Source organism: Pseudomonas syringae group sp. J309-1, from assembly GCF_032582135.1.
GTDB classification, from domain to species: domain Bacteria; phylum Pseudomonadota; class Gammaproteobacteria; order Pseudomonadales; family Pseudomonadaceae; genus Aquipseudomonas; species Aquipseudomonas quasicaspiana.
The window spans coordinates 201,946-221,815 of record NZ_JAWHNU010000001.1 but is presented as its reverse complement, the minus strand read 5'-3'; the positions used below and the strand labels follow the sequence as shown (position 1 = coordinate 221,815).

Below are 19,870 nucleotides of genomic sequence, written 5' to 3'. Positions count from 1 at the left end.
ACGCCCTGCCCCAAGCCTGCTTCGGCCGGGGCCCCCCCAACCCCCCGTCCCACGCTTGCGGCAGCTCCTACAGACCAATGTGTAGAGATCCGATGCAGCCACTGATATCAGAAGCCACACCGGATTCCCACAGACCGATCAGGCAGTAAAGTCGCTGGCGTGCAGCTCCTTGACGCCGACCAGCTGGATTTCGAACTCCGCTGTGGCGTCCGCATTCAGGCTGCCGTAGAGGATGCCGTCGGCGAAACGAATCTGGCCGGTGGCGTCTGCGGTGTCGAAGGCGTTGCTGCCGATGAACTTGAAGGCGTCCATCCCGCTGGTCAGCGGGTTGGCATCCAGACCGGTGAAGTCCAGTTGATCACCATCAGCGGTTTTAAAGCCGCTGATGACGTCCCGCAAGGCACCGGTGCCCATGTCCGAAAGCGAGCCGAAGACGTAAGTGTCAGCGCCTGTTCCGCCGGTCAGACTGTCCGTGCCTTCGCCGCCGATCAGTCGGTCATTGCCAGCACCACCCACCAGCGTGTCATTGCCGGCGCCGCCATTCAGCACGTTGGCGCTGCTGTTGCCGGAGAGGGTGTCGGCATAAGCACTGCCGGTCAGGTTTTCGATGCCCTTGAGGGTATCCAGTCCCGAGCCCACGGTGTTTTGCTGCGCAGAGGTGGACAGCGTCGCAGTGATGCCCGCCAGAGCGCGCTCGAACGAAACCGTATCGTTGCCATCACGGCCTTCCAGGACGTTATCGCCAGCACCCGCGAACAGGATGTTGTCCAGCGCGTTGCCGATGCCATTGGCCGCCGCGTTGCTGTCGATGTACAGGTTTTCAACGTTCGCCGTGAGCGTGTAGGTCGCCAGGCTGCTGTGAACGCTGTCGGTACCGCCCGACACCTTGTCACTGTTGGTCTCGATCACGTTGTCGCCGATGTCGTCCACGTAATAGGTGTCGCTGCCGTTACCGCCGCTCATGCTGTCCGCGCCAGCCGCGCCGTTAATGACGTTATTGGCCGAGTTACCGGTGATGAAGTTGCGGAGCGCGTTGCCTGTTCCGTCGATAGCCGAGACGCCGGTCAACACAAGATTTTCCAGGTTGTCGCCCAGTGTCCAGCTGACCGAGGCTTGGACGGTGTCGATCTGTGCGGGAGAGGTGTTGCTTTCCACCACGCTGTCGAAGGCGTTGTCGACCACATAAATATCGTTGCCGTCGCCGCCGGTCATGGTGTCAGAGCCCAGGTCGCCGTCCAGCGTGTCGTTGCCCGAAGTGCCAACCAGCGTGTCGGCCTGATCGGTGCCGAAGATCATCCCGCCTTCGTTATGAGCGTTGTCGAAGATGTCCTGCACGCTGTTGTTGTCGTTCGGGTTGCCCTTGAAGCCCAAGTCATCAGCAATGTAGTCAGCCAGACGCTGGCCGACGATTTCTGCGGACTCTTCATGCAAGTGCCAGACGTCATCGGGATACACCAGCGGATCCACTTCATGGCGCAGTGGCAAGTCGGTGTAATCGACGGCCAGTTTCACGTCGGTACGTTCGGCAGCAATCGCTTCCTGTGTGGCGCGGACGTAGTCCACACCCTCAACAATCTGCGCGATCTTCTCTTCGGAATAACCCCGTGCACGGGCTGCGTCCTGGTCGTAGTGACCGGTCTCCATCATGTACACATCGAAGCTGCCGACCTGCGCGTGCAGGTAGTCGAACACCGCCAGTGTTGCCGCTTTGTAGTCCGCAGCCGCTGCCTGTTTGTCAGTGGCCCGGCCAATTTCCTGCGCCGCTTCTTCGCCCTGACCCCAGATGATGCCCATCTTGACGTTATCGATGGCCTTGAGCTCGGTGAGCTGGTTCTGCAGCAGTGCAACGGCACGCAACAGCGCCGGGCCCGGCTCGTTGGTGTCGGTCAACCACCAGCACAATTTCAGCTCTTCGGCGCCCAGTGTGGACATGCCGTTGACGGTGCTGCCGCCCACTGCGATGTCGATGCCATTGCCGTCAGCATCGTTGAACTGGCTGCGCACGTCGTAAGTGGTGTACTTGCTCAGGTCGTTGACCAGCATCGAGGTGCCGGATTGATCATCGTCCTCGGTCATGCGCAGCAGTCGCGCGTTGGACTGCCCAAGCGTCGGCAGGTAAAGAATGTCCTGCTGGGCGCGTTCGCCGAAAACGAAGTCGTCGGCGGTCAGCGTGTTGAGGTAGTTGCCGCTGAGGGCGATTTCGAAACGGTTGCCATCAGCGTCGGGCACACTGGATTTGACGTAGGTCTTGTCGCCCGCCTCATTGAGGGTCATGTACAGCGTGCCGTTGCTGCCGTCGCCCAGCCCGAGGAAGCCCAAGGCCGAGACATCAATCTTGTCCACACCCTGGGTGAAGTCATAGATCGTGTCGGTTGCGGTAACCCCGCCCGCGTCGTAATCGCGGTAGCTGTCGAGCACGTTGCTGTAGCGGAACGTGTCGGCACCTTCACCGCCGTAAAGCGAGTCACGTCCGGCGCCGCCGTCAATAATATCCGCCCCGGCACCCGCGCGGATTGTATCGTTGCCGCCCAGACCCAGAATCAGGTCCGCGCCTGCTGTACCGGTCAGGGTTTCAGGGTTGTCGGTGCCTGCGATGGTATTGGCCGGAGCATCCGCCACCACCAATGCGAAGTTGTCACTGACCGACGCACCCGCTGGGTCGGTGGCTTTGATCAGTACGTCGTAGTTGCCTGCCGCTGTGCTGGTGGGTGTGCCGCTGAAGGTCAGGTTGACGGCGTCAAAGCTCAACCATGAAGGCAGCGCTGTACCGTCTGCGAGGGTGGCGCTGTAGCTCAACACATCCTTGTTGCCATCGGCGAAGCTGTCGCTGGTCACCGTGTACGAGAAGGCGGTGTTTTCAGTGGCGTTCTGGTCCAGCAGCGGAATCACTACGACTGGCGCGACATTGCTCGGCGTGTTCTGGTCAGCGAACACGAAATGGTTGGCCGTCAGGCTGTTGACCAGATTGCCCGCCATTGAAACCTCAAAGCGGTTGCCGTTGGCGTCGACCGTATTGTCTTTGAGATAAGTGCGGTTGTTGGACGCGTTGTAGGTGACCTGCAGCGTACCGTTGAGGCCGTTGCCCAGGCCGGTATAACCCAGCGTCGAAACGTCGATCTTGTCGGCGGCTACATCGAAATCAAGGATCTGATCACTGGCGCTGGTCGTGCTGGTGCGATAACTGTCCATCTTCGAGGTGAAGCGGAAAACGTCAGCGCCGTCACCACCGGTAAGTTTGTCCGCGCCGGCACCGCCGACAAGAATATCGTTGCCCGCGCCGCCGTTGAGCGTGTCGTTACCTGCACCGCCCAGCAATTGCTCGTTGGCCGCAGTGCCCGTCAGGGTGTCGTTGTTTGGTGTGCCATTGATGATGATCGGCGCACCCGGAACGTCCTGCACCGCCAGTGTGAAACTGTCGCTGACCGTGGCATTGCTGCCGTCAGTGGCAGTAATTTTCACTGAATAGTTGCCCGAAGCGGTGCTGTCCGGCGTGCCGCTGAGTGTGCGGCTGGCAGCGTCGAACGTCAGCCAGCCGGGCAGGGCGCTGCCGTCGGCGAGGGATGCGGTGTAGCTGAGGCTGTCATTGTCAGGATCGGTGAAACTGGTCGCAGGGACGACATAGCTGAACGCGGTGTTTTCCGTCGCATTCTGATCCAGCAGCGGCGTCGCCACGATTGGCGCCTGATTGGTGGTGGGCGCGGTGGCGAAGACGAAATTGGCGTTGGTCAGCTTGTCGAGGTAATTGCCATCCAGCGCGATCTCGAAGCGGTTGCCGTTGGCATCGGCTTCCAGTGACTTGATGTAAGTCTTGGTCCCGGCGTCGTTGAGCACCAGATACAGGGTGTTATTTTTGCCATCGCCCAGTCCGGTGAAGCCCAGCGCCGAGACGTCGATCTTGTCGGCGGTGCGATCAAAGTCGGTGATCAGGTCACCCAGGTTAGCGCCGCCTGCGTTGTAGTTGCGGTAGCTGTCCGTGCGTTCGGAGAACACAAAGGTGTCCGCGCCCGCACCACCGCTGAGCGTGTCCATGCCCGAGCCGCCATTGAGCGTGTCATCGCCCGCGCCGCCAGCCAGGCTGTCGTTACCGGCCAGGCCAAGCAGGGTGTCTGCCGCCGCCGTGCCCTGCAACGAGTCGTTGCCGCTGGTGCCGGTCACCGTCCGGTTGAAGATGAAGTTGTCGGCCGTCAGCGTGCTGGTGAGATTGCCGTTCAGAATCAGCTCGAAGCGATTGCCGTTGGCATCCGCATCGTAATCCTTGATGTAGGTGCGGTCGTTGCTGGCGTTGTAGGTGAGCTGCAAGGTGCCGCCGCGACCGGTACCCAGCCCGGTGAAGCCCAGGTCGGCGATATCGATCTTGTCTTGAGTGACATCGAAATCGGTAACGGTGTCGACGAAGCTGTTCGTCGCGTTGCGATAGCTGTCGGACTGGCTGGCGAAGCGAAAGGTTTCCGCGCCCGCACCGCCGGTGAGCTTGTCGACGCCCGCGCCGCCGACCAGGATATCGGCTCCTGCCCCGGCATTGATCACGTCGTTACCAGCTGCGCCATAAAGGATTTCATTGGCGCTGCTGCCGATCAGCGTGTCGTTGCCGTCGGTGCCCTGAACAGTGACGACTGGAACGGTGGCGCTGACGTAACTGCCATCGCCATAAACAAGGGTCTCGCCCTTGGTGGTATGGCCAATGGTGTTGCCGATGATTGCGTTGCGGTCGGTGCCATCTTCGTTGCGTTCGGCCACGCCGTAGGTCGACAGGTTGCTGCCGGTGATGGTGTTGCCCTGAATCGTGTTGTCGCTGCCGTTGAAATACTTGCCGGAGACGCCAAGGGTATCGTCGTAGGACTGGATGATGATTTCCGGTACACCGCCTTTCAGGGCGTTGTTGCTAAGGGTGTTGTCGGTCACGTCAACGTTGTTGCTGCCGTAGATCCGCACCCCGGCGCTGCCGTTGTCGTGGATATCCACACCGCTGAGGGTGACATCGCTGGACAACTTGATGAGCACGCCTTCGGCACCGTTGCCGTAAACCTCGCCACCGGTGATGACGATGTTGCTCGGCGAAGGAATGTTCTCGCTGCCGCGCTGTACCACGATCCCGCCGCCGCCATTGTTGTAGGCGACGTTATTGGTCAGGGTGAAGTCGTGAGTGCTGGTGACCACGTTGAAGCCATGGCGGTCGTTGTCGTAGGCGACGTTGTTCTCGAACGTGCTGTTGCTGAGAAAGTCAGCCACGAAGCCGTCCAGGCCATTGCCGTGGGACACGCTGTTCTTGATGACCATGTTGACGGTCTGTTCGTGCGGGTCGAAGCCGTAACCGGAGCAGTCCTTGATTTCGACGCCGTCCAGGGTGACGTTGGAGTCGTAACCTTCCTGGCCGGGAATGTAACCGTTGAACCAGCCGTCGATCTTGCCGGTGGTGTTATCCCGGTTGCCATCGAGGGTCAGGTTGCTGAGGCCGAAGTCATGGGTTTCTTCGCCGTACGCCGAGCGAATGATGCCGGTGATTTTCGTATCCGAGCCGTCAGCCACCTTGATGTTCGAAACGCCCATCCCGTCGCCGTACATGTACACATTGCTTTTGAGCATGAGGCAGCCGTCCGACGGTTCCTCACCCCCACTGACAATGAACGTCCCTGGCGGAATATAAACCTGACCCCCGCCTGCCGCTGCTGCAGCATCAATAGCCTTTTGGATGGCAGCGGTGTCATCCGTGACGCCATCTCCTTTGGCGCCAAAATTTTGGACGTTAAAAATCATGGGGTTATCTCCGTTATCAGGCTTAGGTTGCTCGGCTGCCAAAATCCAATCGGCTAGCACTCTGATATGACACGAAGACGCGTAAAAGTTGTGACCGTGCGTCGGGAAACCGTCACCCGTTCGGCGGTTGGAAAAAACGATGTGTAACGAATGTGATTTTTAGACGTTTTGTTGACGCCATTACTTAGTGATTAATTACCGCACACCCTTGTAGGAGCTGCCGAAGGCTGCGATGTGGTGCGTCAGGCAAAACGCCTTCGCAGCCTTCGGCAGCTCCTACAAGGGAATGCGATGCTTATTAGTTGGAGCCGAGCTTGCCCGCGATGAACGATGACGCGGTATGCCTGAACCACCGAGATGCCTGATTCGTCGGAATGCCGCCCAGACCAAGCCCAGCTCCCACAGAGGATCGCCGACATCTGTGGGAGCCGAGCTTGCTCGCGATGAACGATGGCGCTTATGTCAGATCCATCCACGCAACAATGCGCCTACTAGCTCCCGCGATACGTCGAGAACCCATAAGGGCTGATCAGCAGCGGAATGTGGTAATGCGGCAAGCTGCCGTCAACGTTGAAGATCACCGGCACTTCGGGAAAGAAACTCGCCGTCTGGTGCTTCTGGAACCATTCACCTGTCTTGAACGTTACGCGATAGGTGCCTTTCTCCAGCGTCTTGCCATCCGGGTACAGCCCGGTAATCCGGCCCTGTTCATTGGTTACACCCTTGTTCAGCGTGCTCCAGCCCTGACCTTCCTGTTTTTCCAGCGTCACGCTGACATCGGAGGAAGGCAGGCCGTCCTGCAGGTTCAGCACGTGTACGCTCAGCGGATTACCCGCCGCCAGCGCGATGGACGAAAGGCCGCTCAATACAGCGCCTGCAATCAGTGTTTTGAACATGTTCATAAGTGATATTCCAGATTATTTGAGGTTGGGTAAAACGTGAGCGATGCCTTTCAGCGCGCAGCCTTCATCGACTTCCGCACCACCTGCACCCGCAACGCCGATAGCGCCGATAACCTGATCGCCCACCTTCAACGGCACGCCTCCGCCTAACAGCAGCAGCTCATCAAGGGTGTTGAGGTTCTCGGCTTCAGGATTGTTGCGAGCGCGTTCGGACAGCAGTCGCGTCGGGGTTTTGGTCGACAGCGCAGTAAAGGCTTTGCGTTGCGCCGCGAGCGTGTTGTGCGGGCCAACATTGTCGTCGCGCTGCACAGCGACCAGATTGCCGCCGCGATCAACCACCGCAGCGACAGCGGTTTTGCCATCGGCGTGACAGGCCGCCAAGGTTGCACTCAGCAGGTCATTGGCAAGCTTCAGGGTGACATCCGGACGCTGGGCGACGTTCGGCACATCGGCCAGCGCGACGCCGGACCCCATGGTCAGTGTCAATAAAGAAAGGGTGACGCTTCGGATCAGCATGCAAATCTCCGGTTCAGGCTCGGCTGAGCAATTGCCAGCCATACTGCCCAAGCCTTCCGCACAAACTGATTGCCTGCGGATTACGTATTTGTAATGAGATGGGGCGGCGTATCGGCTTACGCTATGCATCAGTGGCGGAGGACTTAATGCGTATCCTGGTGGTTGAAGACGAAGCGAAAACAGCGGATTACCTGCGCAAAGGGCTGGGGGAGTCCGGCTATCTGGTGGAAGTGGCCTTGAACGGTCTGGACGGGCTGCATCTGGTTCAGGAAAGCGAGTTCGACCTGATCATCCTCGACGTCATGTTGCCCGGCCTCGACGGCTGGCAACTGCTGCAGATCATTCGCCGTAAATGGCAGACACCGGTGCTGTTCCTCACTGCACGCGACGCCGTGGAAGATCGCGTCAAAGGCCTCGAACTGGGTGCCGATGATTACCTGGTTAAACCCTTTTCCTACGCGGAGCTGCTGGCCCGGGTTCGCACTTTGCTGCGTCGCGGTCCGCCTCGTGAAGTGGAACAGTTTCAGATCGCCGATCTGCAGCTGGATTTGCTCAAGCGCAAAGTCACCCGTAATGGCGAACGCCTGAACCTGACCAACAAGGAATTCGCACTGCTGCATCTTCTGCTCAGTCGAGAGGGCGAAGTCCTGTCCCGTGCGCTGATCGCCTCCCACGTCTGGCAAATGAATTTCGACAGTGACACCAACGTGGTCGACGTCGCGATTCGGCGGCTACGTGCCAAAGTCGACGATCCCTACCAAGCGAAACTTATCCATACCGTGCGCGGCATTGGTTACCTGCTGGAGCTGCAGCAATGACCCTGTGGCCCCGAACCCTGAGCCTGCGCCTGGCGTTCATGTTCGCTTTGGTCAGCGTGCTGCTTTTAGGCGCTGTCGGCTTTTACCTCTATCAATCCCTGCAACGCGAAATCACCTGGCGCGATGATCAAGCGCTACTCGGTCGCGTGCAGCGCATGCAGGCGCTGATCACTGACAGCGACAGCATCGACACCCTGCGCAAACGTCCGCAGCTTTACGAAAACATGCTGGGCAATCGCGATAACGTGCTATGGATTGTCGATGACGCCGGGCAACTGCTCATTGACGTCAACCCGCTTGCCTTGCCAGTGCCCGAGTTGCCAGCAGCGACTTCGCCACAGTTGGGTGATAGCCCGGGTGATAAGTCGTTGCGGCTGGCGTGGCTCGATGTGCCAGGCACCGATCGACACCTCAAACTGATCGCTGGCAAGCTGGTCAACGAGCGCGAGCAAATGCTCAGCGCCTACCGCATGAAAATCTGGATGGCCTTGCTGGTCGGCGCAGTGTTGGCGTTCCTGCTGGGCTGGATGGTCAGCCAGAGGGGGCTGCGCCCGGTTCGACAACTGGCGACACGCGCTGCCAGCATCGATGCGCAACACCTGCATCTGCGGTTGCAGGCGTTCAAGGACGTCAACGAACTGAGTGCCCTGAGTCACGCCCTCAACCAGATGCTCGCCCGTCTGGAAGACGGGTTCGCCCAGCTCACCCGCTTCAGCGAAGACCTTGCCCATGAAATGCGCACACCGCTGAGCAATCTCATGGGACAAACCCAACAGACACTGGGCCGCAGCCGCTCGCCCGAGGTCTATCAGGAACTGCTGGTTTCCAATCAGGAAGAATACGAACGGCTGGCGCGCATGATCGACAGCATGTTGTTCCTGGCGCGTACCGAACAGCCCAAAGCCTCGATCAACCGCCAACAGATCGACCTTTACGCGATGGTCGCTCAGTTGTGCGATTACTTCGAAGGCATGGGAGAAGACCGTGGCATCGAGCTGATCAATAGGAGCCGCCCCAGTGTCACTGACACCCCGCTGTCGTGCGGCAAACACGGGCTTGTGGGAGCGAGGCTTGCCCGCGAAGGCGTCGACTCGGTAAGTCACGCACACCACGCTATCGTTCTTCGCGGGCAAGCCTCGCTCCAACAGAAAGACCAGGTTTATTCAGATGGTTATTCCGTGTTTGATAAGAGCCAGTGCACGCTAAACGCCGACCCGGAATTACTGCGCCGTGCATTGGCCAACCTGATCGCGAACGCCCTGCGTTATGCGTCACCGAACACCCCTATAACCATCGGCAGCACGCTGAGAGCGGGCGGTTTCGAGGTATACGTGCACAACATCGGCGAGCCTATCGGCGCAGAGCATCTGCCGCACCTTTTCGAGCGCTTTTATCGCTGCGATCCTTCCCGTAACCAGCCCGGCGACTCGGGCGGACTTGGCCTGGCTATCGTGCGCTCTATCATGCAAGCCCATGGCGGTCAGGTCACCGTGGCAAGTGATAGCGCCGGGACTGTTTTCACGCTGGTTCTGCCGACCTGAAGTTCACCTTCCTGAGCGGTGCTAAACCCGCTCTGCCCAGGTTTATCGCTGAAGAAACGTGATAAACCTCACCGTTTGCAGCGTGGTTCAAGGGGGTAGATGTCTGGAAGGGTCTATGCTGAGTTTGACCTTGCAGACAAGGTCGACCCTTCGCGCACAGCCTACCAGGCAGAACACGTGAGACATTCGATACCCAACGCAGCATTGCTCTGCCTCAGCCTGTTACTCAGCCCCCCCGTCAGGGCCGATCACTATCAGGTCGTGACCGAAGAGTGGGCGCCCTACAACTATGTGGAAAACAACCAACTCACTGGAATGACCACCGAAATTGTCCGGGCCATCATGGCACTCACCGGGGACAAGTTCGACATCGTGCTGCTACCCAGCATGCGCGCCAGCTACGCACTGAATTCGCGTCCCAAAACCATCATGTACTCCATGTTCCGCACTACCGAGCGCGAGCCGTTATACAAATGGGTCGGTCCCATCGTCGAAGAGTCCATTCACCCCTACCAAATGGCCGATGCTCCGCCGTTAAACACCCTGGAACAACTCCGCCAGGCGCCAATGGTGACCACCCGACACGCCGGTCTGGTGCCCGACACCCTGCAAGCCCTCAACTTCACCAACCTCGACAAAACCGCCACCCAAAGCCCTCAGCTTTACCGCATGCTCCTTGCCGGGCGCACCGACATCATCGTCGGCGACACCGACGCAGGCGTCGCTTACTACACCCGCCAACTGAAAATCCCGCCGGGCACGCTGAGGCGGATACCGGTGGAGGTTTACCGGTCTTCGTTGTACATCGCGTTCAGTCTGGATTGTGATGATGAGGTGGTGACGGGGTGGAGGAGGGCGTTGGATAAACTACGAAAGTCGGGGGAGCTGGGGCGGATTCAGGGGCGGTATGAGAGATTAGGTGACTTGTGATGCTTTAAACCTGATCTGACGGGCTGGGAAAATGTGCTGATCAATCACGGACGACAGATGGTGTTTGATCAGCATTTCGATTTTTAAGAATGGGCGTGACCTTTGTCGTCCCTCGATCCCGCTGAGCGATCCGTTACACAGCCTCTGCGCATTTGCGAAGTGCTGCCTTGATTTCCCTCACCAGTCCAACGAACTCTTGCACTAGAGCTGCGAGCTGAACAGGATTTGAGGCTGAAGGTCTTGGGTATGGCGGGGGGCCTGAGAACGGACTGCGGACAAAGCCTGGGTCTTCCTTGCGCTTTCCCTCATAGGCAAGCACAGCAAAGTTAGACCCGATATATCCTTCAGGGCCGAGCCCCGAAATCATGAACTCGAGGCCTCCGCGCTGCTTTACGAGCAACGCCTTCCATTCAATCGCGCCAATCTTTTCCGACTCGATCTCAAATGATCGATCGCGACTGTCGTAGCGGATGGAGGCCCCAGCCGCTTCGAAGGCGGCAAGTATCTCTTTTTTCGACGCAGCAAATGATGAACCAGGAACTAAAGGGAAGCGGTCGCACAACGCCCAATATTTGTCTGGAAAATCGAGTGTGGCGAGGAGACAGAGAAACGCGTCGTTAAGCACGGTTAATAGCTCGGGAGTTTGAACGATTGTAGAGCTGGAGTAAGCGATTTCGCTGCACGCTTGCTAATAACAGGACTTGCAACAATCCGCTGCACGGTACGGAGCAAGGTGATCCCCACGCGGCTGTGAGGGTGGGTCAGGCGGGGGACGATCTTCGGGATGTTCTGCGACTTTTCGACAACGGGTCGCAGGACGCTCTCATAAGCTGCAAGCGCAGCAGAAAGATCGTGGGATTTCGAGAGTTCGCCAGCCAGCACGTATGCGCCTACAAGGGCCAGTGAAGCACCAACCCCTCCCAGTGGGGTGACGCACCAGGCGGCGTCGCCGGTGAGAACCACATGACCCGCCGACCACCGTTTGATCTTCACCTGCCGCAGATCGTCGAACCAGAAGTCGTCGGCTGCCTCCATACCCGAGAGCAGGCGTGGTACTTCCCATCCTGCACCTTCGAAATGCGTTTTCAGAAAAGCCTTCTGCTGGGCGATAGTCCTGACGGTTGCCACGTTTCGCTGCCCCTGAATGTTGAAGAAGGCGCGGGTGGTACCACAATTGTCCGGGCGCACGCCTGCGCTTCGACCGCCGGGAGCGTTATACCAACGTGCGGTCTCACTGTCCGTCGAAGCGCGTGGCACGGTGAAGAATGCGGTCGCCAGATCCATCCAGCGAGGTGTGTTCTCTTCTGGAAACACCATGTCCCGAGTGTATGAGCCAACGCCTTCGGCTACGATCACCAGATCAAAGCGCTCCTCGGTGCCGCTCTCGAACCTGACAATCGCTCCTTTCTCATCCTGTACTACCGCAGTGACCCGCTCCCCGAAGCGATACTCGGTGTGAGGCAATGATGCTTCGTAGATGAGACGGGCCAAATCGCCGCGCAATATCTCCAGCTCGGCGGTAGGGCCGTCTCCTTCCAGATCAGCCAGGTCAATACGAGCCACGGTCGTGTTTTGGTTGTCGACCCACGCTATTCCACGCTCGCCAGTATTGTGATCTCTAACCGCTTGCTCAAGCCCCATAAGCCGCAGCACCTCCCGGGCCGGGCCCCGGACATCAACATTCTGCCCACCGTCCCGAAAGGCTGGCGCCTGCTCGACGACCGTGACATCGCATTTCTGCTGAGCCAGCCACCAAGCGGTGGCGCAGCCTGCGATGCTGGCTCCTGTGATGAGTATGCGGCGTGACATCTGGCTTTCTCCGTGAAGTTTTATAGGGCCGTATTCCGGGTTAGCTCGACGGGCCATTAGTCGCTATTGGCACAGGCAATACTGAACGGGTGAGCGCTTGTGATGACGTCCCGCGGCGATCGTGTTCCCGATATAGCCTGACCGCAAATGCCGATTGCTGAATTTATAAGAAGTCACCGTCCGGGCATCCCGCCTTTACGATCTCTTGGGTGGATGATTCTGATATGTGGCATTGGGGGCTGAGCTTCATTGCAGCCAAAGCTGACATTTCATCCTGTCTGATCTACATTCTAGCCGTCCATCTGTTCCAGGCGATCTCATGCTGACCGGATTCAATCATCTCATCCTCGCCGTATGCAGCTTGCCACGCAGCATTGCCTTTTATGAGGAAACGCTAGGCTTCAAGTTGTCTGCACGCTGGAATACTGGGGCGTATCTTAGCCTGGGTGATCTCTGGTGCGGACTTCCCTATGTGCCTTCACTGGAAGAGGATCGCAAGCGGATTCGAGTTGCTCCAGAGCGGCCGAAACCGACGTTGTGAATGCCGCCACTCCTGACATCGACCCCCACTCTCTGCTTAAAAGGCTGTGCCATGTTGCCCCAACGTATCCACTCACCTTCGTTGCACGACCTGAAAACCACCGTGGCCGAACTGCTCGGCAACAGTGACGAACACGTCGTGGTGCAGTTCTTGGCGCCCGAGCAATACCCGGCACCGATATTGACAGCGCTGGATGCCTTGTGCGCACAACACGGCCATCGCCTCGACGTGCGCTTCTACGGGCACTACGCCGCCGACCAGCCCTTCGACGGTCGCACACTCGAAGCCCTGCCTAATGTGCAGACCTTGACCCTCGATTGCCTCTATCACGCCGAACGGCTTGAGACGCTTGCAAGCCTTGAGCACCTGCGCAGCCTGGCGCTTGGCGTGGACAAGCTTGACCTGAACCCGATATTGGCCTTCAGCAACTTGCAAAACCTGACCATGCTGCGGGTTTTCCAGGAAGTGGGGCCAAAGCTGGACCTCGCTTCGGTCAGCCGCCTGCCCCACCTGCGGGTGCTGCACCTGAATGCAAAAACCCAGGGGCTGAAGCCGCTGGAAGCGCTTACTGGACTGACCGAACTCAGCCTGTACCGACAGCCGGCCACCACCACGTTTGAGGTGATCTCGAAGTTACCTGGTTTGAAGACTCTTTCAATCGGTTTTGGCAGCCGTGAGGCGATGCCGGAGTTGTTCAGTGACAGCGTTACGCACTTGAGCCTGCTCCGGGTGCGCGGGTTGCAAGCGCTGGAGCCTGGACGCTTTCCCAGGCTTGAGGTGTTGGAGATTGAGGATCAGCCGCACTTGGGTGAGCTGGTTTTCGGGACGGGTAGCAGGTTGCGGGCGTTGCGTTTGGCTAATCTCAAGTCGCTTGGGCGAATTGACGGGTTGGGCGAAGCGCCGATTGGCAAGTTGTCGATTTATAAAACGCCGGAGTTGGATTTGCTGGCTTTGCTTGATCAGCCGTTGCCAGAGTTGAAAGCTATGCGGCTGGTGAGTGGTAAGCGGGGGGTTGATCAGGAGATTGATGCGAGGCGCGAGACGCTAGGGCTCGCGTTGGTGAAAGGGATTTTTGAATAATGAGAGATGTTGGTTTACCGGGCTTCAGCCTATTGTGCTCGCTTAATGTGAGCGTCTGGCAGACACACCTTGCTGATAGCTGAATTGCCGCCTTTCGGCGCGAATTACAGCCTTTTAAAGTCGCGTGATAGAACCACCAGCTTCATGATTAGAAGTTGGCCAGTTCACTGTGGTCGATTGATCGCCAAACGACAGATCGATAACCGCCGACTGTTCAGTCGACCGTTTTGGCGTAGATTTCACTGGAATAAAAGCTGATAGCATCGCTGGTGGCTGATCTCGGTACAGCGGCATCCACTTTCGAATCACGTTAGCGTTGATGCCATGGCTGACGGCGTAGTGCGCAGCCGCCGCTATCGACCCAAAGCGGACTCCTGCACTTTCTGATTGAATAAGCTCACCGCACGATACTGATCAACACTCGGACTTGAACGAATGACAGACGATCCTTTTCGTATCCCAACAGATGCTGAAATTGCTGACGCGGAGAGCAGGCTCAATTTTCGCTTTCCCGATCAATATATCCAGTTCCTGAAAGGTGGCAGCGATGTCGCAAACGCCGTATTTGAACCCGCGTTGATTTTGAGCGGATGCAGCCATCTGGATATCTTTGAAATTGCTGAAGCCGCCTGGGCTCAGGGCTTGTCGCGGGATTGGTTGCCTTTCATTGAGGATAACAGCGACTACTTCTGCATATCGCAGGCGGGGGCTGTTCGATACTGGTCACACAACGGAAGTACAGACGAGAGCTGGCCAACCTTTGCGGCGTGGTTCGAACAGGTCTGCGTAGCTCTTGAGTGACCTGGAGTGCGTCTCCCCAAAAAATCTTGCTGTCGCAGCCTGATTCAAACGGGAAGGAACGCTAACGTATCAGGGTCGATCTCGGCGTAGCTTCCCAAGTCTCCCTTATAGAGCCTGATTCTGGAGACCCCTAACTCCGCCTGCAAGAAAGAGACAAGCGGCCCAAGATTACCGTTGGTATGCATCGTAGCCGGACTGATGACTATCGCCCGCCCAGGCTCGTCATCGTAAGTTCTGATCAGGAACATTTTTCCTTCGTGCTCTACGCTGTAATTGTATCCACGGTACTCGTACTCCAGATCAAGGTCGACATCGTCAAAACGGGCAGATTTCACTATCTTCACGGCAGGAACCAACATTTGGGTTTTACAGGAGGATCGCCTCGTGAAGCGCTTCTTTCAGCCGCTCTGGATGTTCTGCCAGGCATTTAGCCTCACTCTCGGGGGCTCATTTTCCACCAGACAACTGATGCTGTGATGACTGCACCGATTATGGTTGCTGGCAAGACAACCATGATTCCAATGATGCCAAGACCAAAGTCGTCTGCCAGCTCAGCTCTTGATGTGGCTCCCGTGTTTGCCAATTCGAACATCACTGCCGCTTCACTAAATAACCATTCGAATGATGGGAGTGCAATGAGAAAGGCCAGTGTCGTAATCGCAACGCGCTTGATCATTCCTGATACCTAATGTTGAGAGTGCACTGGACTCATTGTAAATCAGGTAGCTCTTGGGCAATTTCTCCTAACACCTAACGGCCATTTACAACAAAATAACGCCCGTCTAGGGTTAGAATTCATGAACCTGGCTCCAGGTGTACGACCCTGTTTTTCATCTGAGACCCGTCGATATAGAAAGCAGCCGTTCAAGCTGTGAACAAGTTTAGCCGCGCCCAACCCACTCTGTTTACAAATGCCTGCTGACACGAAGGATCCTGTGCATGCTCAAATCCCTGCTCGACAAAATCTTCAGTCGTCCTCTGACTCAGGAAGAATTTGCCAAAAAATTTATCGATTCAGCCCGCAAGGCTGGCTACAGCGAGGCCATGGACTTTCAGGCTAGCGAGTTTCGCATCCGTCATAACAATGGCTCGTACTTCAATCTTCATAACGCCTTTCACGACTATCAAAATGGAGACAAGACCCAGAAGGTCGCAATTCTGAGTGGGTACGTATCGACTCTGTTGGTGTCTGGCCAGAGAACCGGGACGGTCTTTGAAGACGTGAAATCGCAATTACGTCCGGTGATTCGAAATCTTGCCATGCTTGAGGAAATTCGACTGGAGCACGCCAGAAATCATAGCGACAAGCGGCACGATGTCGTTTATCAGCCCTTGGGCCGCGACTGTGTGATTATGCTTGCCGTTGACTCTCCCGAGTCCACCGCCACCCTTACCAGCGGCCCTGAAGCGCAGTGGGGTGTCACAATGGATGAGGCAGTGGCGATCTCCATTGAGAACTTGCGCGATGTTACGCACGATGCCTTTGGTGAAATTATCCCTGGGCTTTACTCCGCGGAGTGGGCGGACGGATACGACAGCAGCAGAGTCTTGTTGCCAGATGTTCTACAGCGCGCACCCGTTAAAGGTCGACCGGTGTTCATGATCCCCAGTCGTGACGTCTTGATGGTCACGGGCGACAAGGACGAGCAAGGCATCCGTCAGATGGTCGAGCTTGGCTTCAAAGCGCTTGAGAGGGGCAGGGCAGTCTCCACCGACATTTATACCTATGACGGGCGCGATATCGTCCCATTTCACCCTGATGATGAAGCGGTCAATAACCGTCTGGCCACGCTGGAACATCTGCTGCTCCAGGGTAGTTACAGTAATCAGAAAGAGTTGCTCGATAAGGTCAATCTGGAAACGAGCGTCGATGTGTTTGTTGCCTCGTACCTTCTCTACGAGCTGACTGACCAGAGCGGCAAAACCGTATCGATCAGCACTTGGACAAAAGATGTGCCGACCCTATTGCCCAAGAGTGATCGCATCGTGTTGGTTGACCCCTTTGAGGGTGGGGAGCCGACAGTCAAAACCGTTCTATGGAGCGAACTTGAATCCGAGCTTGGCGATCTGCTGACTACAGAAGCTGGCTATCCACCTCGCTATCGGACACTAGGATTCCCTTCAGCAGAGCAGCTTGATCGCTTGACTGCCTTGTGAATGACACTCCCAATTATCCAGCGAATGCAATTGATCAGATCCTTGGTGTCACTGACGGTGCCGCATTGTTGAGCAGGTTTAACGTCGAGGCCAAAGTCATTCCGGATAGCTCAACCGGGATGACCGCTCCTGGCATCATCCAGGCACCAGGATAATTTTGCGAGTGGCAGGAGAGCGCAGGTGATCGCTAGAACCGACCTTAAGAGGAACTCAATGAAGTCGACAATCTGTAAGGCAATCGCCTGCATGCTACTCATGTTTTCCCTGCCCACATGGAGCAACACGTTCCCCGATATCGTGGTGCTTGGTGACGACGCCCGCGTGTTATTGCTGAAACAATGCACGCAGCCATGCCGTTCCGGCGCGAACAGTGTAGCGACTGCGCCACTGGGCAGTTCCGCCTCAAGCATCGCCTCCCTGGCCCAGCGCGCAAAGCATGCGGTGATTGTGGTCGACGCAACACGAGGCCCGCTGCACATTATCCGTGAACATATCCTGATCGCCCGGCAGGCGGGAGTGCCCAGCCTATCTTTGTTGTTCGTCAACACCGGCCGAGTGAAAGACAGTGAATTGCTGAAGATGGAAGAGCAAGAGGCCCGGGCAGTGCTGAGCACCTATGACCTGAACGGCGATCAGGCTGCGCTGTTCACGGTCAAGACCTTGTGGCGCGGTGGCGATGAGTTAAGCGACGCTCTTGCTGCACTCAAAAACACCCCTGATCGGCCGGAGGAATCTCTCGCTTTTATCAACGGTCAGCAACTGGCGACGTTTATCTATCTGCTAACGCCGCTAGAGTCGAAGTGGACGTTGGCGCTGCAAAAAGACAGTCCCGTCACCGTCTGGATAAACGGCCGCGTTAGCCAGGGGCGGGTGTCGTCGACCCATACCCTCAACCCTGGCGACAGCGGCGACATGTCGCTGCAACTTGGCGCGCCGGTTTCGGCGGCTACCGGCTCACGCTTTTTGCTGGAGCGGGAGGGCAGAATTATTGCGTTGGGGGTGGTGAAGAGCGTTGGTGTCCAGGCCGCACCTTAGGCACTCAATCAGCATGCAAATAATCTCTGACAGGACTTCGGGGTAGTCTAATTCTATCGGTCGTTTCTGGCCGAATGCGAACCTTATGGACACTCTGGTCAGCTCCTCCGACAAGATCTCATGTGGCAGCGTTGAAGGCAGGTTTTTGCGGTAGGGAAAGAAGTTGTCGCCTGACCTCCAACGCTATAGCCCCATAGCCTTTCCCAATACCTTTCTTCGACACTGAATAGTCCTGCTGAGCAGAGATATCCTCCCAGCGATCAACGGATTGAAGTTCTCGGTGTGTGATATCGGTGTCAATCTCGAACGCAATGAAATGTTCGGTTTGAGTGAGCAGTCGTCCAAACAAGCGAGGCATTACGCGCTCAGCTATCAATCAGGCCGGAACTCGACCGTTGCGCCCAAAGCCTCCAGCCGGTCATGCAATTGCCGCAGTTGAAGTCTGGTGCCACTTCCTGCCTTGAATTCAGGCGAGTCGGCAAGTGCCAGTGCTTCTTTCAATGACAATTTGCTCCCTTTGCTGACTAGCTGAACAATCTTGAGCTTATGGAGACCAAAGGCAATAACGATCAAGTCGCCGCTTTCAAAATCAGCCGGATCATAGGCACCGATTTCGGGTGTCGATTGCTCCAGGAGCTCTGCTTCCTGACGAGCATCGATCACTTCACGCCAGTACTGATTCGCAGGGCCGATCTCCGCCATGATCAAGCGATTGAATTCGAGGGTGTCATCATTCACTTCTGCTAATTTTTCCAGCAACCGGCGAAAAGCCATAATGCTCGGCGCTATCTGTATGGCGTCCCACCGGCCTGCTCCGTGGGGTGCGGTATAGACGGGATAGCCGCTTGAAGCTTCGGTCGCGGCAATAAAAACCGGGTCATCCAGCCCTGTGAGAGCAAGGACATACCAGTCGGGATTCCATTCGCCTTCAGTATCGGATACGAGGCTTTCGCCGGTATTCCCGTGGGTCCGGAAGCCAGCCTGAAAATCATCAAGACGATCCGGTTTGGCATAGTGCGTGGGTAAAAGAAGATCACCCACAACGACGCCATTGGTAAGAAATTCTCGGATGTCTTCGTGGGCCAGATTCATACGTCGATAGATCTCCATAGTCTTGGGTTGTCAGTGAAATAATTCACCAGACAATGGGCTGGTCGTTCCACGCCCAAAAGGTCCCGCTGTCGGACGGTCCATGCGCTCCTACCAACTCAATAATGCGGTCCGCCGAGAAAGCCGGTTCGAACAGTTGGCCTTCAGGCACGTTCACCTGGAATGGCTTGGACAGATCCGTGTCAGTCGTGCCTGGGTGTATTGCCAGAACAGTAGACGCAGGGTTCAGGCGTTTCAATTCGATACTGGCCGTGTGTAGCAACTGGTTGAGCGCCGCTTTACTGGCTCTGTAGCTGTACCAGCCACCCAGGCGGTTATCGCCAATAGAGCCAACCCTCGCGGAGAGCGCCGCGAAGGTCGAGGGTTGTTTGCGCAATAACGGGAGCAGGTGTTTAAGCAGCAGGATTGGAGCAAACGTGTTGGTCGCAAAGCTCGCTTGCATGCTCGCAAGGGTTAGTTGTGCCAGACCCTTTTCTGGTTTAGCGCCATCCTGATGAAGAATGCCTAGCGCACTGATGACGAGGTGCAGATGATCGCATCCTTCAAGCGTCTCGCTCACGAGTGTTTCGAGGGATTGCTCATTGCGCGCGTCGCAGTCGGCTCGTTTCAGACGGTCGCCATATTGCTCTGCAAGCTTTGCCAGCTCTGTGGAGGTACTGGCCTTTCGCGCTACGGCCCAGACTTGAGCCACATCATCGCGAGCCAGCAAAGCCGCGCACAGTGCCAGGCCGATACCTCGGCTGGCTCCGCAAACCAGCACGTGAGCTTCGCTGTTCAGTTCGGGTATCAAACTCATAAGGCACCTTGAGGGGCATGGCTGAAGTATTGTTTATGACTCAGTTTCCGTTAATGAGCTAATGAAGCTGACAAGTCAAA

General features: G+C 57.0%; 15 protein-coding genes and 2 pseudogenes. 8 read left to right on the top strand and 9 right to left on the bottom strand.

Annotated elements, in window-relative coordinates:
• Window positions 1–138: 138 nt before the first annotated feature.
• From RX972_RS01070 to RX972_RS01060, 3 genes are all read right to left on the bottom strand, one after another.
• The gene (locus tag RX972_RS01070) at window positions 139–5,754 is read right to left on the bottom strand and encodes a putative Ig domain-containing protein (RefSeq protein WP_316872214.1); all 5,616 of its coding nucleotides are present in this window, start codon (window positions 5,752–5,754) and stop codon (window positions 139–141) included.
• 491 nt (window positions 5,755–6,245) lie between these two features.
• Window positions 6,246–6,656, bottom strand: a complete 411-nt coding sequence (uraH, locus tag RX972_RS01065) for a hydroxyisourate hydrolase (RefSeq protein ID WP_316872213.1) — start codon at window positions 6,654–6,656, stop codon at window positions 6,246–6,248.
• A gap of 15 nt (window positions 6,657–6,671) precedes the next feature.
• Window positions 6,672–7,169 carry a GlcG/HbpS family heme-binding protein gene (locus tag RX972_RS01060; RefSeq protein ID WP_410478182.1) on the bottom strand — a complete coding sequence of 166 codons (498 nt, stop codon included), beginning with the start codon at window positions 7,167–7,169 and terminating at the stop codon, window positions 6,672–6,674.
• Between the two features lie 149 nt (window positions 7,170–7,318).
• On the opposite strand from RX972_RS01060, the gene RX972_RS01055 reads away from it, so the two are divergent.
• The 3 genes from RX972_RS01055 to RX972_RS01045 all read left to right on the top strand — a co-directional run bounded on the left by RX972_RS01055 (window position 7,319) and on the right by RX972_RS01045 (window position 10,461).
• Complete coding sequence (locus RX972_RS01055) at window positions 7,319–7,990, top strand: heavy metal response regulator transcription factor (RefSeq protein WP_027900116.1); 672 nt, start codon at window positions 7,319–7,321, stop codon at window positions 7,988–7,990.
• Window positions 7,987–9,531: an ATP-binding protein gene (locus RX972_RS01050; protein ID WP_316872211.1), complete on the top strand. Its 1,545-nt coding sequence runs from the start codon at window positions 7,987–7,989 to the stop codon at window positions 9,529–9,531. Before RX972_RS01055 ends, RX972_RS01050 begins: the two co-directional genes overlap by 4 nt.
• A gap of 177 nt (window positions 9,532–9,708) precedes the next feature.
• Window positions 9,709–10,461, top strand: a complete 753-nt coding sequence (locus RX972_RS01045; RefSeq protein WP_316872209.1) for an ABC transporter substrate-binding protein — start codon at window positions 9,709–9,711, stop codon at window positions 10,459–10,461.
• Between the two features lie 133 nt (window positions 10,462–10,594).
• On the opposite strand, the gene RX972_RS01040 is transcribed toward RX972_RS01045, so the two are convergent.
• Window positions 10,595–11,086, bottom strand: coding sequence for a hypothetical protein (locus tag RX972_RS01040; protein WP_263268510.1), 492 nt, complete (start codon window positions 11,084–11,086; stop codon window positions 10,595–10,597).
• A gap of 2 nt (window positions 11,087–11,088) precedes the next feature.
• A pseudogene (locus RX972_RS01035) lies at window positions 11,089–12,261 on the bottom strand (FAD-dependent monooxygenase); the annotation flags it as partial.
• A gap of 328 nt (window positions 12,262–12,589) precedes the next feature.
• On the opposite strand from RX972_RS01035, the pseudogene RX972_RS01030 reads away from it, so the two are divergent.
• The 3 genes and pseudogenes from RX972_RS01030 to RX972_RS01020 form a co-directional block, all read left to right on the top strand.
• Window positions 12,590–12,766 (top strand): annotated as a pseudogene (locus RX972_RS01030) (VOC family protein); the annotation flags it as partial.
• Window positions 12,767–12,862: 96 nt separating this feature from the next.
• Window positions 12,863–13,891: a hypothetical protein gene (locus RX972_RS01025; protein ID WP_316872208.1), complete on the top strand. Its 1,029-nt coding sequence runs from the start codon at window positions 12,863–12,865 to the stop codon at window positions 13,889–13,891.
• A 435-nt stretch (window positions 13,892–14,326) separates the two neighbouring features.
• Window positions 14,327–14,692, top strand: coding sequence for an SMI1/KNR4 family protein (locus RX972_RS01020; protein ID WP_027900110.1), 366 nt, complete (start codon window positions 14,327–14,329; stop codon window positions 14,690–14,692).
• 44 nt (window positions 14,693–14,736) lie between these two features.
• Here the strand turns inward: RX972_RS01020 and RX972_RS01015 are convergent, their stop codons facing one another.
• Entirely contained in the window at window positions 14,737–15,051 is a 315-nt protein-coding gene (locus RX972_RS01015) for a hypothetical protein (protein WP_316872207.1), read from the bottom strand.
• Window positions 15,052–15,125: 74 nt separating this feature from the next.
• On the bottom strand, window positions 15,126–15,368 hold the full coding sequence (locus RX972_RS01010) for a hypothetical protein (RefSeq protein WP_263268502.1): 243 nt from the start codon (window positions 15,366–15,368) through the stop codon (window positions 15,126–15,128).
• Between the two features lie 263 nt (window positions 15,369–15,631).
• Here RX972_RS01010 and RX972_RS01005 point away from each other — a divergent pair, with 263 nt between their 5' ends.
• Window positions 15,632–16,849, top strand: coding sequence for a DUF1444 family protein (locus RX972_RS01005; RefSeq protein WP_316872205.1), 1,218 nt, complete (start codon window positions 15,632–15,634; stop codon window positions 16,847–16,849).
• A gap of 246 nt (window positions 16,850–17,095) precedes the next feature.
• Window positions 17,096–17,884: a hypothetical protein gene (locus RX972_RS01000; protein WP_316872204.1), complete on the top strand. Its 789-nt coding sequence runs from the start codon at window positions 17,096–17,098 to the stop codon at window positions 17,882–17,884.
• A gap of 372 nt (window positions 17,885–18,256) precedes the next feature.
• Here the strand turns inward: RX972_RS01000 and RX972_RS00995 are convergent, their stop codons facing one another.
• Both RX972_RS00995 and RX972_RS00990 read right to left on the bottom strand, forming a co-directional pair.
• On the bottom strand, window positions 18,257–18,976 hold the full coding sequence (locus RX972_RS00995) for a hypothetical protein (protein WP_316872203.1): 720 nt from the start codon (window positions 18,974–18,976) through the stop codon (window positions 18,257–18,259).
• Window positions 18,977–19,019: 43 nt separating this feature from the next.
• A complete protein-coding gene (locus RX972_RS00990) occupies window positions 19,020–19,790 on the bottom strand; it encodes an SDR family NAD(P)-dependent oxidoreductase (protein ID WP_316872202.1) in 771 nt (256 codons plus the stop codon).
• Window positions 19,791–19,870 lie beyond the last annotated feature (80 nt).